The 14,512-nt window shown below is 59.3% G+C and carries 11 protein-coding genes; 4 read left to right on the top strand and 7 right to left on the bottom strand.

All coding sequences use genetic code 11. From position 1 onward, the window contains the following. Positions 1 to 274 precede the first annotated feature (274 nt). Together WEU32_RS06660 and WEU32_RS06655 are read left to right on the top strand one after the other, a co-directional pair. On the top strand, positions 275 to 1,321 hold the full coding sequence (locus WEU32_RS06660; RefSeq protein WP_406853315.1) for a proline racemase family protein: 1,047 nt from the start codon (positions 275 to 277) through the stop codon (positions 1,319 to 1,321). A gap of 27 nt (positions 1,322 to 1,348) precedes the next feature. Then, complete coding sequence (locus tag WEU32_RS06655) at positions 1,349 to 3,148, top strand: M24 family metallopeptidase (protein ID WP_406853314.1); 1,800 nt, start codon at positions 1,349 to 1,351, stop codon at positions 3,146 to 3,148. Between the two features lie 53 nt (positions 3,149 to 3,201). On the opposite strand, the gene WEU32_RS06650 is transcribed toward WEU32_RS06655, so the two are convergent. Both WEU32_RS06650 and WEU32_RS06645 read right to left on the bottom strand, forming a co-directional pair. Next, the gene (locus WEU32_RS06650) at positions 3,202 to 4,449 is read right to left on the bottom strand and encodes an NAD(P)/FAD-dependent oxidoreductase (protein ID WP_406853313.1); all 1,248 of its coding nucleotides are present in this window, start codon (positions 4,447 to 4,449) and stop codon (positions 3,202 to 3,204) included. Then, positions 4,449 to 5,618 (bottom strand): M24 family metallopeptidase, encoded by a 1,170-nt coding sequence (locus WEU32_RS06645; protein WP_406853312.1) that lies wholly within the window; start codon positions 5,616 to 5,618, stop codon positions 4,449 to 4,451. Before WEU32_RS06645 ends, WEU32_RS06650 begins: the two co-directional genes overlap by 1 nt. Positions 5,619 to 5,713: 95 nt before the next feature. On the opposite strand from WEU32_RS06645, the gene WEU32_RS06640 reads away from it, so the two are divergent. Further along, complete coding sequence (locus WEU32_RS06640) at positions 5,714 to 6,604, top strand: TSUP family transporter (RefSeq protein ID WP_406853311.1); 891 nt, start codon at positions 5,714 to 5,716, stop codon at positions 6,602 to 6,604. A gap of 42 nt (positions 6,605 to 6,646) precedes the next feature. On the opposite strand, the gene WEU32_RS06635 is transcribed toward WEU32_RS06640, so the two are convergent. The 5 genes from WEU32_RS06635 to WEU32_RS06615 form a co-directional block, all read right to left on the bottom strand. Next, the gene (locus WEU32_RS06635) at positions 6,647 to 7,348 is read right to left on the bottom strand and encodes a GntR family transcriptional regulator (protein WP_406853310.1); all 702 of its coding nucleotides are present in this window, start codon (positions 7,346 to 7,348) and stop codon (positions 6,647 to 6,649) included. A gap of 77 nt (positions 7,349 to 7,425) precedes the next feature. Then, on the bottom strand, positions 7,426 to 8,424 hold the full coding sequence (locus WEU32_RS06630; RefSeq protein WP_406853309.1) for a 4-hydroxyproline epimerase: 999 nt from the start codon (positions 8,422 to 8,424) through the stop codon (positions 7,426 to 7,428). Positions 8,425 to 8,436: 12 nt separating this feature from the next. Further along, positions 8,437 to 9,366, bottom strand: coding sequence for a dihydrodipicolinate synthase family protein (locus WEU32_RS06625; protein ID WP_406853308.1), 930 nt, complete (start codon positions 9,364 to 9,366; stop codon positions 8,437 to 8,439). Positions 9,367 to 9,442: 76 nt separating this feature from the next. Continuing rightward, positions 9,443 to 10,879: an aldehyde dehydrogenase family protein gene (locus WEU32_RS06620; RefSeq protein ID WP_406853307.1), complete on the bottom strand. Its 1,437-nt coding sequence runs from the start codon at positions 10,877 to 10,879 to the stop codon at positions 9,443 to 9,445. Between the two features lie 44 nt (positions 10,880 to 10,923). Beyond that, complete coding sequence (locus WEU32_RS06615) at positions 10,924 to 11,946, bottom strand: Ldh family oxidoreductase (protein WP_406853306.1); 1,023 nt, start codon at positions 11,944 to 11,946, stop codon at positions 10,924 to 10,926. Positions 11,947 to 12,106: 160 nt separating this feature from the next. On the opposite strand from WEU32_RS06615, the gene WEU32_RS06610 reads away from it, so the two are divergent. Further along, the gene (locus tag WEU32_RS06610) at positions 12,107 to 14,428 is read left to right on the top strand and encodes a DPP IV N-terminal domain-containing protein (RefSeq protein ID WP_406853305.1); all 2,322 of its coding nucleotides are present in this window, start codon (positions 12,107 to 12,109) and stop codon (positions 14,426 to 14,428) included. Positions 14,429 to 14,512 lie beyond the last annotated feature (84 nt).

The raw sequence follows: 14,512 nt of genomic DNA, 5'->3' as shown, positions 1-14,512 counted from the left end.
CACTGGTTTCCCCTCGGAACTTTTCATGTCCGGTGACAGTGTCGTGCTTATCTGTGCCTCGCTCATGACGACTTCCCATCACACGACAGGACGCACAGTGCCGTCACATCTCGCTCGCATAGCGAGCCGGATCGTCCAACCATTATCCCCTCCAGAATAAGTAGACATTCTGCGTGGGTCTGCCCCCTCGGCATTCCCGCGCGATAAACCCTTTACGAAAAACAATAGTATACTATATCTGATTTAACAATGCTGCCACGCGGGAGGGGCACAGATGGCCGGAACAGGCATTCCTGGACACAACGCACAGTCGATCGAGGTGATCGATATGCACACAGCCGGCGAGCCCGTGCGCATTTTTGACGCCACCAGTCTGGACATAGACGGGACAACGATTCTGCAAAAAAGACGCACGATGGGCGAACAATTCGACCACCTGCGCCGCGCCATGATGCTGGAGCCTCGCGGCCATGCGGACATGTACGGGGCCATTCTGGTTACCCCCAGCGACCCGACCTATGACGCCGCCGTTCTGTTCACCCACAATTCCGGCTATTCGACCATGTGCGGTCACGCCACTGTGGCACTGGGCCGTTTTCTTTATGATCGCGCCCGTCTGCAAGACCGCCAACAGACCCGCTTCATTCTCGAATGTCCATGCGGTCCCGTCAGCATCGACGTGACGCCGGAGCTGGCCCCCTCAGCCGCGCCTCTGGTGCGTTTTGAAAGCGTTGAATCCTTTGCCCTGTCTCTGGATGACAGCATCGAGGTGGAGGGCCTTGGCACGGTCAGTTTCGACATTGGTTATGGCGGTGCGTTTTATGCGATCCTGTCCGGTAGCCAGCTAGGACTGAATTTCCACGAAACGCCACTAGAGCAACTGGTTGAGGCCTGCGGCAAACTGGTCACCACATTAAGGGCCAACCGCAACTTCATTCACCCCGAGGAACCGGATCTTTCCTTCCTCTACGGGGCTATTCTGACCGACAGTAATGCTCTGTCTTCGACACAGTTCACTCATAATCTCTGCTGGTTCGGCGAAGGCCAAATCGACCGCAGCCCGACCGGAAGCGGCGTCTCGGCACGACTCGCCGTGGCCCATGCCCGTGCCCAGATTAGCGAATCTGACGAAATGCAGTTCGCAGGTGTCTCCGGCCAGGCCTTTACCGGCTCGGTCGCCCGCCCCAGCGGCACAGGCATTATCGCTGCTGTCTCGGGCCGTGCCTATTATATGGCCCGCTCGGAACTGATCCTCGAAGCCAATGACCCCTTCGTCCACGGCCTGACTCTGCCTGCCCGTTTTAGCGATTTTCAAGCCTGATGCTTGCCTCTGACTCAAGGACATAGAATGGACCGGCTACAAATCGCCAATGGCTGGACGCCCGCACGATTGGTCGCCCTACGCACCGAAATGGACCGTCAGGGTCTGGACGGCTTTATCATTCCCCGCTGGGATGCCTATCAGTCGGAATATTGCGTGGTTGCCGACGAGCGTCTGGCATGGGCCACCGGTTTTTCCGGCACATGGGGTTTAGCCATCGTCACGCGCGACCATGGCGCAGTCTTTGTAGACGGTCGCTACACGGTTCAGGCCAAGGCCGAGGTGTCTGCCACCCATTTCGACCAGTGCCACCTGTACGATCAGCCGCCAGAGCTATGGCTTGCGGCAAACGCAACCGAGGGGCAGGTATTCGCTTTTGATCCCCTGATCCTTAATCCCGTTGTTCATGACCAGATCAAACCAGCCCTTACCGGCAAGGGTGCCACGCTGGTGCCCACAAGCGCCAACCCCATCGACATGGCTTGGGATGACAGGCCGGAAAATCCGGTAAAGCCCGCTTTCCCCTTCCCTGTTGAACGCTCGGGCGAAAGCTCGTCGTCGAAGCGCCAGCGTCTAGCTGCACGACTAAAAGCCTCGGGGATTGATCTTTTGGTCGAAAGCCAGAGCGACAACGTCGCATGGCTACTGAACTGGCGCGGTGACGATGTGCCGGACAATCCAATGGTTCAGGCTTTTGTACTTGTGGACGCGCAAGGCGATGTCGAGGCATTCGTCGATACCCGCAAGCTGGGTAATGACCCGTCTATATTTGAACTGGCGGACGTGACTCTGTCCGACACCAGCCTGTTTCTGGAGCGGCTGTCTCAACGCCTGAAAGGCGGCGAGACTGTATCCATGGACCCGAAATTCTCGCCCGTCGGGGCCGCCATCACCGCGCGTGAAGCCGGTGCCAAGGTGCGTATCGAAGCCAATCCGCTAACTGCCCTCAAGGCAGTCAAAAACCCGGTCGAGCTGACAGGCCTACGTGCCGCCAACCGCCGCGATAGTGTGGCTTGGGTGCGCTTTCTGAAATGGCTGGACGCCGAGGTTACCCAACGTCCTGTTTCCGAAATCGAGGCCGAAGAACAAATCCTCGGCTATCGCCGCGAACTGGATCTGTTTGTCAGCCCCAGCTTCCGCACAATCGCCGGCTCGGATGCCAATGGAGCCATGTGCCACTACAATGCTCCGCCCGAAGGCGGTGCCCTGATCAAACAGGACAGCCTGTTCCTGATCGATTCCGGTGGCCAGTATCTGGATGGCACCACAGACACGACACGAACCGTCTGTTTTGATCCCCCGTCTGCCCTCTGGAAGAAGCACTATACGCTGGTTCTGAAGGGGCATATCCGCCTCGCCAGCCTGCGCTTCCCCGAAGGAACACGCGGCTATCAGATCGACGGCTTTGCACGCGAAGCCCTATGGGCGCACGGGCTCGATTATGACCACGGCACAGGTCACGGCGTCGGCCATTTCCTGTCTGTGCACGAGCATCCCCACCGTATCGGCAAAGACCCAGTCATGGCCCCGATCCTTGCGGGTATGACCCTGACCAACGAGCCGGGTTATTACGAAGCGGGCCAGTACGGCATCCGTATCGAGAACCTGTGCGAGGTGGTGGCTGATGGTAACGGTTTCATCCGTTTGCGCGACATGACGCTGGTGCCGCTGGATCGCAAATTGATCGATCCCGACCTGCTGACAGCCGATGAAATCGCTTGGATCGATACCTATCACACCCGTGTGCGGACTGAACTTCTGGACCTGATCCAGAACACAGGCGAGGCCGAATGGCTGATCGCCAATACCGAACCTCTACGCCCCTAAGAGACGGTATTGTGTATGGGCGCTCCGGCCCCCCTCGCAGGCCGGAGCGTCTTTTATTTGAAGCGTTCTACCCGCAGAGCACTCATCCATGCAGGCATGGGTTGACCCAACGCCATGCCTTCGATCCATTCGGATGTTAACGCCGCCAGTGTCAGGCCCAGATGCTGATGACCGAAGGCATAATAGACCGACGGATGCGCCTCCAGCCTGCCAATAGCGGGCAGATAATCCGGCAAGGTCGGACGCGGGCCGCACCAACGATCCGGAGCTCGCGAAAACTGGATACCCAAATCCTTCACATGCTTTTCGATGTGACACCATTTGCGTGGATCGGGTGCAGCAGAAGGTGCACCAAACTCCACATGGCTGGACGCGCGTAGACCCCCACTGAAACGGGCTACAACCACAGACCTGTCCTCGAAAACAGTCAGCGGCAAATCTTCGGGCCATTTATGTTCGGCCGATTGCACTGAATAGCCACGCTCTCCGATTAGAGGCACTCGCACACCCATGCTCGCCATCAGAGCCTTTGACCATGCGCCCGCCGCCACTACCGTGCGATCGGCATCAACCACCTGTCCATCAGCCAGTTCGACCTCGACAGCATCGCCGACCGGTCGCACAGCCACAGCATCGGTATGAACGACCTGTCCACCCTCGCGGGTAAAGGCCGCCAACAAGGCATCGCGCACGCGCTGCGGCTCGCTGACCTGACCGGTGCCCGTAAAGAGAATGCCCCCCGCAGGACGCCGTGCCAGCACGCCATCGTATGCCGCAAGCTCCGATGCCTCCATCGGGCGAAAGCGGGCATAACCTGTACGAGCACTGTTCCAGCTTTCCAGACCGCGACGCACTGCATCATGCGTAGACCATACCACGGCATGGCCATCGGGGCGTATCATGTAGTGCGGAGCCTGCGCCAAGGCCGACAATCTCTGCCATGCCGCCAACGGATTATCCAAAAGCGCGTTCAGGGTTTGCGCCCCGTGCTGCGTCGCTAAGGGGCTGCATGCTCCTAGAAACCGCATGGCCCACGGCATCCACAATCCGGCATCTCTCAAGCGAAAGTCCAGCGGACCACCAAAAGCAAACAACCGGCCGAAGGCGCTTTTCAGCACGGCAGGAGATGGCATGGGCTCGCCCTGTTCGGCGGCGATATGGCCGATATTGCCGAACGAGGCCCCGCGCCGTGGATCACCACGATCCACCAGCAAAACTTCAAAACCAGCTATTTGCAGACGAAGGGCAATCGCCGAACCTACCAGACCGCCCCCCACGACCACCCAACGCTGCGTTGCCATCAGGCGTTTTCGCCGAACGGATCATCCAGGCTGCGTGACGGCTCGGTAAACCAGACTGGACCTGCATCGCTCATATAGAAATGGTCTTCCAGACGGATGCCGAACTTGCCGGGAATGACCAGCATCGGCTCGTTCGAGAAGCACATCCCTGCCTGCAACAGCGTGGCGTCGCCGCGTACAAGATTGGGGGCTTCGTGGATATCCAGCCCGATACCATGGCCGGTGCGGTGTGGCAGACCCGGCAGAGCATAGTCGGGCCCATAGCCCTGTCCGGTCAGATAATCGCGAGCTGCTGCATCAACGCTCTGGCATTCTGCGCCGATACGGGCCGCATCAAAGGCCAGAGCCTGAGCCTGTTTTTCATGATCCCAAACGCGGCGGAACTCGTCGCTTGGCTGGCCGAACACATAGGTGCGCGTGATGTCGGAGTGATAGCCGTCCACCAGCGTACCGGTATCGATAAGCACGACATCATCAACCTTCAGGGCGCGGTCACCCTCACCACCATGCGGTAGGCAGGTATCGTCACCGAACGACACCAGACAGAACCACGAACCGCCCTCGCCGCCCATTTTGCGGTGTTCAGCGTCGATGAACTGTTTGACCTGCGAGGTCAGCACGCCCTCTTTCAGCCAGTGACGGGTGCGACGTTGTACTTCCAGAGTGATCGCCTTGGCACGGCTCAGAAGCGCAATCTCGGTGGCCGACTTCAGGCTGCGCTGGGCCACAATGATCGGGCCACCATCAACCAGACGCGCATGGTCCATAGCCTTGGCCAGACCCAGCCAGATGAAGGTAGCAGCCTGATCATCGACCGCGAGAAGATCCGCTCCACCAAGGGCCGAGGCCACCAGAGCATACGGGCTTTCTTCTTCTTCCCATGTCAGGATTTCGCCTGCCACTGCATAGTCATTGCCCGTAATACCGGCAATCTTGTCCAGTTCGAAACGCGGGCAGACATACTGGACACGTCCATCGGCATGCACCAGCGCACCGGTCAGTCGCTCCGAGGGATGCCAATCCAGACCCGTATAATAACGCAGCGAGTTGGTCGGCCCCAGCAGCATAGCCGTCAGCCCCTGTGCCTTCAGTGCCTCGGCCAGAACGCGGATACGGGCGTGCCGATCCTCGACAGTGATTGGAGATGCGGCGGGTGCGATAAAGGTCATGTCACTTTATGTATATTGTATCTGATTTCTGATTGTGTTTCTTTCATGGTTCGGACCATCCGGCAAGGTGGCCGATCCTCGGGGGAGGAAACATTATGGTTCTAAGCGTCCTTTTAGCCGCCCTTTGGGCGCTGGCCGGATTTTATGCCTTTCAGCTGGTACGAACTGCCCGTGCTCGCGGACAGCTTAAACCCAAGATATCGGGCATTGCCATCGGGGTTGTCGCCAACTTCTTCGATGCCCTCGGCATCGGTTCATTCGCGCCGACCACCGCATGGCTGCGTTTTCGCAAACTGGTCCCCGACAGCTTTCTGCCCGCTGTCCTAAATGCCGGTCATTGCCTGCCCACTATGTTGCAAGGGCTGGTCTTCATGAAGCTGATACAGGTTGATACTGTGCTTCTGGTCAGTTGTATCGGGGCTTCGGTTCTGGGGGCCATTATCGGTGCCCCTCTGGTGCTGAGACTTCCTGTGAGTGCCGTGCAGTTTACCGTCGGTGCTGCGCTCCTGATTGCGGCAGCTCTGTATGCTCTGACCAATCTTGACCTGATGCCGGCAGGTGGACAGGCCCTGTCACTGGACGGAAAGATGTTCGCCATCGCCATCATGGCCCACATCATCATGGGCGGATTGATGAGCTTTGGTATCGGTCTTTATGCACCATCCCTGATCTTGCTCAGCCTGATGGGTATGAACCCGACCGCGGCCTTCCCTATCATGATGGGGGCCTGTGCCTTCCTGATGCCGGTTTCCAGCCTGCGCTTTATCCGTAGCAAGAGGATCGACCTGCGCCTTGTGCTGGGTATGGCACTGGGCGGCATACCGGCCGTTCTTCTGGCGGCCTATGTCGTCACCTCCCTGCCGCTGACCATCCTGCGCTGGAGTGTTGTTGCGGTGGTACTCTATGCGGCCATCAACCTGCTGGTGACAGCTCTAAAGATATCAAAGCAAACCGAACCGGTGACTACGAAGGAAGCCTCGGGATAAAAAAATGGCCCCAAGAGCAAAACTCTCGGGGTCATTTTTATATCAACCGCGCTTGCGTCCGCGTTGTGGTGTTTCGGTTGCTTGAGGCTCGCTTGCGCTCAATTCCTCTCGCAGGTCACGCAAGGTGTGCTCAAGGTGCGCGCCGACCATACGGCTGACCGCCGTCGCATCGCGGTTCAGCCAAGCCTGAAAAATATCGTGGTGCTCGGTGGCCGCGGTCACATGGCGCTCGCGGCTTTCCAGATGTTTGCGAACATAACGATCTGCCATCACGTGCAGACGGCCCGTGATTTCTGCAGTCAGAGCCCTTTGCCCCGGCTGCACCAGCGCCATGTGGAAGGCCCTGTTCAGCGGCCCGACACTGGGCAGGTGGGCAGCCGCCGCTGCATCCAGTTCGGCCAGCAGACGGCGCGCTTCCGCGCGCTGCTTGTCATCGGCCACCAGACAGGCCTGTGCCGCCGCCTGTGGCTCCAACTTGAGGCGCAGTTCGTAGATTTCCTCGGCCTCGCTGGCGCTCATACCGCGAACGAAAAAGCCGCGATTAGCGTGCGAAACCACCAGCCCATCCTGCTCCAGACGCACCAGAGCCTCACGCAGCGGAATCTTGGAGACGTTCAGTTCTGCGGCCAGAGAATCCTGGCGGATCGGCACATCGGCCTCGATGGAGCCGGACAGGATCATATCGCGCACAACCTCCATCAAACGGTCGGAGAGCGTGCGGACTTCAAGTGGGGTTGCGGCCATGCGTTCTATGTCAAATCGATCGGGCCGTTCGCCCAATGCGATCATAGCGCGGCATGGCCACAATTACGACCAATAGATCAAACGACCTGAAAACCCTTCCAGAAGGTATCTTCGCGATCAACCCAGATTGTATTAAAGCCGGTCGCGCTCGCCGATCCCTGAATCGACGGGATAATGGCCTTGTGTGATCCGACCGTCGTCTCGGCCTCGACCCGTCCTGTGAAGCGGCTACAGATATAGCTTTCGTGAACAAAGGCCTCGCCAACCCTCAAGCGCCCCTTGGCATACAGATGTGCTAGACGCGCCGAAGTGCCGGTGCCACAAGGGCTGCGGTCAATCGCCTTGTCGCCATAGAAGACGGCATTGCGACCACTGGCCCCCGCGCCTTGCGGCTTGTCGGCCCACAGAACATGGCTGACACCATTGATCGAAGGCTCATCGGGATGGACCGGATGAAACACCGCGCGCACCTGCTCCCGTATCAGGCCGCTTAACTCGATAATCCGGCTGGCACCCATATCATCCAGCCCCGTATAGGCACCCTGCGGTTCGACAATGACGTAGTAGTTACCGCCATAGGAAACATCGACCTGTAACGGCCCAAGTCCCGGTACCTCGATGCGGATCCCCTCTGCCGCCAGATAAGAGGCAACATTACGGATTTTCACCGACGTTACCCGATCACCCTCGGTCTCGTAGGTGATGTCCAGCACGCCCGCCGGAACCTCTATTCTCAGTTTCCCGGGAGTGCGCGGACGTATAAGCCCGTGTTCGATACCAAAGGTAATCATGCCAATCGTGCCGTGTCCGCACATGGGCAAACAGCCACTGGTCTCGATAAACAGGATGCCCGCATCCGTATCCGGCAAGGTCGGCGGATACAGGAAACCGCCGCTCATCATGTCATGGCCGCGAGGCTCGAAACACAAGGCGGTACGGATCCAGTCATAGCGCTCGAGAAAATCGAGCCGCCGCTCTGCCATGTTCTTTCCTGCCAGCAGAGGCGCCCCACCGGCAACCAGGCGAACCGGGTTGCCGGCCGTGTGACCGTCTATGCAAAAGAAGACGTCGCGCATGGAGCCTCCCGATCAGGAAATCTTGAGAGCCTTGCCCGAGCCGATCGGACGCGTTTCCGCAGCCTTTTCGACCATGGCGATGACCTCTGCACGACGCGCACCTGCCAGCGGCATACGCGGCATACGAACGCGCTCGCTGCCACGGCCCATGATCATTTCGGACAGTTTGATCGACTGAACGAGGTCCGAAACCGAGTCCAGATGCAGCAGCGGCATGAACCAGCGGTAGATTTCGAGTGCATGGGCAATGTCGCCGCTCTTGACCGCCTTGACCATGGCGACGGATTCTTCCGGGAACGCATTGGTCAGTCCCGAAACCCAACCCTTGGCCCCCAGGATCAGTCCTTCCAGCGCCACGTCATCCAGACCCACCATGACCGAATAGCGATCACCCAGTTCGTTGAAGATATCGGTGATCCGACGTGAATCTGGTGCACTTTCCTTCAGAGCCACGATATTGGGCACATCCGAAAGTCGTCGCAGATCGTCATTGTTCAGCGTCTGACGATACATGAGCGGGTTATTATAGAGCATGTTCGGCAGGCTGCTGGCCCCCGCCACGGCGCGGAAGTGCGCTTCCAGCTCTGCCTGCGTCGGCACATAAACCATGGCCGGAAGCACCATCAGTGCATCGACGCCAATGTCTTCGGCTTCCTTGGCATAGCGCTGGGCACGAGCCGTGGTCATTTCGCTGACGCCCGTGATGATCGGCACACGACCGTTTGCCACCTCGACTGCGGCCTTCAGTACAGCACGCTTTTCTTCCGGCTCCAGCGAGTTGTTCTCGCCGACCGTCCCCATAACAATGATGCCGTCCACGCCATCATTGATCAGAGCATCGAGCACCTTCTGGGTGGCATCGATATCCACCGCCATTGCTTCGTCGAACTGGGTGGTTGCTGCCGGGATGACACCCGACCAATCCAATTTGGCCCCAACCATTACGCTACTCCCCTGTGCTGCGTTATAATCGTATACGATATTCAAAAAGCAACGATGTCAAGCAAATAGCCGGTTATCAGGCGCTATAACTCGTCTTTGTCAGGGTAAAGAAATCAGCCGCAGCAAAGCCCTGTTCACGCGGGCCATACGAAGAGCCTTTCGTGCCGCCAAACGGAACGTGATAGTCCACTCCAGCAGTTGCCAGATTGACCATAGTCATGCCGGCCTTGGCGCGGCGCTGGAAGTCGCGGGCGTATTTGAGGGACTGGGTAACGATACCAGCAGACAACCCGAACTCGGTGCCGTTGGCCACCGCCAACGCCTCTTCATAGGACTTGACGCGAACGGTCGAGGCGACAGGCCCGAACACCTCTTCGTTGTTGATCCGCATGGCCGGATCGGTATCGGCGATCAGGGTCGGCTCAACATACCAGCCCGGATTTTCCAGCGACAGGCGTTGTCCACCCGCAGCGATACGCCCCCCTTCCGAGGTCGCGACATCGATATAACGATACGAGGTTTCGCGCTGAGCCTCGCTGACTGCCGGACCTATCTGAGTGTTCGGATCAAGGGCATGGCCGACACGCAGGGCCCGCACCTTCTCGGCCAGCGCCGCGACGAAACGATCATGGATGCCGTCCTGAACGATCAGGCGACTGGAGGCGGTGCAACGCTGACCGGTCGCAAAGAAACTGCCGTCCAGAGCGATGTTCACGGCCCGCTCCAGATCAGCATCGTCCAGAACGATCAGCGGGTTTTTGCCGCCCATTTCCAGTTGCAACCGCGCCTGACGCGCCATCGCACCGGCAGCAACACCTGCGCCTACGCCTTGTGAGCCTGTAAAGCTGATACCGACGACATCTTTGTGATCGACAATGGCCTGCCCCACACGGCCACCGCCCAGAACCAAGTTAAGCACACCCTTGGGCAGTCCGGCTTCGTGCAGGATCGCTACCAGCGCCTCGGCTGTGGCCGGCGTGTGGCTGGCAGCCTTCATCACCACAGTATTGCCGAAGGCCAGCGCAGGAGCAGCCTTCCATGCCGGAATGGCAATGGGGAAGTTCCACGGCGTAATCAGACCGAATACACCGACTGGCTGTCGATAGGTCTGGATTTCAACGCCTGGACGCGTTGAGGCCAGATTTTGCCCGTGCAGACGCAGAGCTTCGCCCGCAAAATACTTAAGGATGCGGGCCGCACGCGCCGTCTCGCCAATCCCCTCGGCAAGCGTTTTGCCTTCTTCACGTGACAGCAGCGAGCCAACCGCCTCCTTGCGTTCCATCAGCAGGTTTCCGGCGCGATCCAGCACATCGCTGCGCACCTCTGGCGAAGCATTGGCCCAGCCTTCAAACGCTACCGAGGCAGCGGAAACCGCCGCATCTACCTCGGCGCTGCCGCCTTCAGGTGCATGGGCCACCACTTCACGGGTATCGGAAGGGTTGAGGCTTTCGGCGGATGCGCTTCCGCAGCGTTCACCATTGATCCAGTGCGACAGGGCGATAGGCGAGGTCATGTTGTGTCTCGTATTCAGGAACAGATGATGAAGGTGTTGTTGTCTTAGTATCCGAGCGCTTCGATCTGGTCGAACAGCACTTTAGGAACACGCACGCCATTTTTCAGGCTGCGTTCTCTGGCTGCAAATCGCCGCTGTGACGGCAATCGCGCGCCCTGATCGGCAAAGGCTGCGAACAGAGCCTCGGCACGGTCCGCATTGGCTTGCGGATTGCCGCCCCCCATCAGATTGGGATCAAAGGCCAGTATCAGTTCGCCATGCATGGGAGCCGCCTTGGCTCCATCATCGAATGCCATAGATTCGCGGCTGGTCAGATCCCCGATCAGCGGACCTGCCATCAGTTCGATCATGGTCGAAAGCGCCGACCCCTTGTGACCGCCAAAGGTCAGCATGGCCCCGTCCAGAGCAGCTCGCGCACTTGTGGTCGGCTGCCCCTCGCTATCCACGCCCCAGCCCTCGGGGATCGGTTTGCCCGCAATGTCGTGTAGAGCCATATCTCCGCGCGCGATCGCACTGGTGGCAAAATCGAACACATAGGGATTGGGCCCCGGACGCGGCCAGCCAAAGGCCAGCGGATTGGTCCCTAACAACCCGCGCTTGCCACCTGCCGGCGCCACCCATGAATGGCTGGGGGTCATGGCCAGCGCCGCAACCCCCTGCTGCGTCAGATGCTCGATCTCGGGCCACAGGGCCGAAAAATGGAAGCAGTTATTGATGACCAGAGCCGCAACACCGACTTTCTTGGCCTTTGCGACCAACAGGGGTGCGGCCCGCTCGAACGTCAGCAAAGAATAGGCATAGCCCGCATCGGCCCGCACCAGAGCCGGTGACACATCCTCGATCACCGGTTCGGCATCCAGAGATACCTTGCCGGATTTGATGGTCATCACACAGCCTGGCAGACGATAAAGCCCGTGCGAGGCGCATTCGTCTCGCTCACCCGCTGTCAGGGCGCGCGCCACGGCCTGCGCATGGTCCAGAGACAACCCTGCCCCCGTCAGAACCCTGACCGCCAGATCGAAAACCTCGCCAATCGACAGCGATACTGTTTCTGCGTCCCCGAACACACTCAAAACGGCCTCCCAACTCAATTTCGTATACGATATTGGCGAATGCCGTTACGAACTGCAAGTCTTCGCGGATGAAAAGCGGTGCTTGACGGCGCGAGGGTTCAGGCTCACCACTGACGATATCGAATACTATATCTGATTTCGGAGGGGACCGAATATGAAGCGCCTACCCGCCCTGGCCATGCTGCTGATGTGCAGCGCTGCGCCACTGGCCCTTGCACCCGTCATGGCCACACCCGCCTTTGCCGAAGCGGTGACCACCTCACCCACGGCTGTTCCGTCGTCGGTATATGCCCGCGCCGAAGCCGTCCTGCCGCAGCATATTAACGAACTGATTTTTGGCCTCAGCGTCCGCCCCCAATGGATCGGAGACGGTGCCGAGTTCTGGTTCGAGCGTAATACACCGCAAGGCCGTGACTATGTGCGGGTCAACCCCGTATCAAACCAGACGACCCCGCTGTTCGATCATGATGCGCTGGTAAGCCAACTGGCTGCCGCTTCAGGCAAGCCGCTGGCCCGCAAGGATTTGCGACTGACCGGATTGAAACTGGACGCCAAGACAGGATCACTTGAATTCAGCCATGACGGCCGCAAATGGCGTTTCGATCCCACGCAAGGCACAGTGTCGCCAACCGCCGCGACCAACAGAAGCAGCACCTCACCCGATGGCCGCTGGATGGCCGAGGTTCGCGATGGCGACATCTATATCGTCTCTGTTGCCGACGGCAGTGCGCGCAGGCTGACGCAAGACGGAGCCAACTCGTCCTATGCCACGCCGCTGATCAATCTGAAGGACATGGCGGCACAGGGTACCTCGCGTCCCGAAACATCGCCCATGGTGATCTGGTCACCGGACTCGCGCAAGATTGCGACCTACCGCATTGACCGCTCGTCTGCGCGCCACCTGTCACTGGTCCAATCCTCACCCAAGGATGGCGGCCCGCCTCGCGTGCTGGACTATGTGTATCCACTCACAGGCGACACAGAAATCCCCACCTCCGAAGGTCTGATCTTCGATATCGAAACCGGCCAGCACACGGCCATGCAGACCCCGCCACGCCCCGTCCTCTATTATGGCGGTCCGTGGTATGAATGGAGCGCCGACAGTAAGGCCGTGTTCGAGCGCCAGCCCGCCCGTGGCTATGGTGCTTTGACGCTAAACCGTATCGAGGCTGATACTGGTCAGGTCCGAAAACTGACCGAAGATACCTCGGACACCTATGTCGATTTCTACGGCCACTTCTGGACCTATGACGACAAGTCGGACACCCATTTCTGGACCGCCGATCCGGACGGCTATGCCCATATCTATGCTATCAACGCCCAGACCGGTGCCCGTCGCCAGCTGACCTCCGGAAACTGGCGCGCCCGCACTGTGGCTGGCACGGATAACAAGGCCGGTCGGGTTCTGATCGTCGGTTCGGGCCGCGAGACTGGACGCGATCCCTATCTGCGCCATCTCTATTCGGTGCCTGCAAATGGCGGCCAGATCCGCCTGCTGACCCCCGAAGCGATGGATCATGACGTCTCCGTCTCGCCGGACGGTCGCTTCTTCGTCGACAACATGTCAACCATCGACCAGCCCACTCGTTCCGTCCTTCGCCGCAGCAGCGATGGCCGCATCGTCATGGAATTGGGGCGCGCGGATATCAGCGCCTATCTGGCTGCCGGTTACCGCCTGCCCGAGCCTTTCCAGACCGTGGCGGCGGACGGCGTGACCCCGATCTACGGGGCCATTTTCAAGCCTGCCGATTTCGACCCTGCCAAGCGCTATCCGGTGATCGAGGACATCTATACCGGCCCGCACTATGTCATGACGCCCAAATCCTTCGAGGCAGCCATGACGGGGCGTAATGCCAATGCGGTGGCCCAGATCGGCGTGATTGCCATCACCATCGACGGGCGTGGCACATGGGGCCGCTCGCGGGCCTTCCAACAGGTCGCCTATAAGAACCTGCACGCTGTTGGCCTTGATGACCATATTGCCGGCATCCGCGATGTCGCCTCGCGTAATCCGTGGATGGATACCAGCCGCGTGGGCATCTACGGTTTCTCGGCAGGCGGCTATGATGTTGTTCGCGCCATGACCCGCCGCCCTGACTTTTACAAGGTTGGCGTAACCGCCTCGGGCAACCACGATAACCGCCTCGACAAGGCGACGTGGAACGAACAGTGGATGGGGACCGAACTGGGCCCGCTCTATGATGAAAACTCCAACATTACCTGGGCACCCAAGCTGGAAGGCCGCCTGTTGGTCGCCCACGGCGAACTGGACGAGAACGTGCCGCCTCTGGCCTCTCTCCGGTTGGCTGATGCGCTCATCAAGGCCAACAAGGATTTCGAGTTCATGATGGTGCCGAACGCCGATCACTTCCTTGATTCAGTGCCCTATTACCAGCGCCGCCGCTGGGACTTCTTCGTGCGCGAACTGCTGAACCAAACACCACCGGAAGCCTATCCGATGCGTCCCTTCGACTGATCAAAGCGCAATCCAGCAAGAAAGGCGGGCCTCTCAGCCCGCCTTTTTTTCATGCCCGTTGTTCACAAAAAAGGGAGCAGTCTT

This window comes from Brevundimonas sp. BH3, assembly GCF_045345115.1.
GTDB lineage: Bacteria > Pseudomonadota > Alphaproteobacteria > Caulobacterales > Caulobacteraceae > Brevundimonas.
Note: the sequence above shows the minus strand (reverse complement) of the source record. Positions and strands in the feature narration are given on the sequence as shown.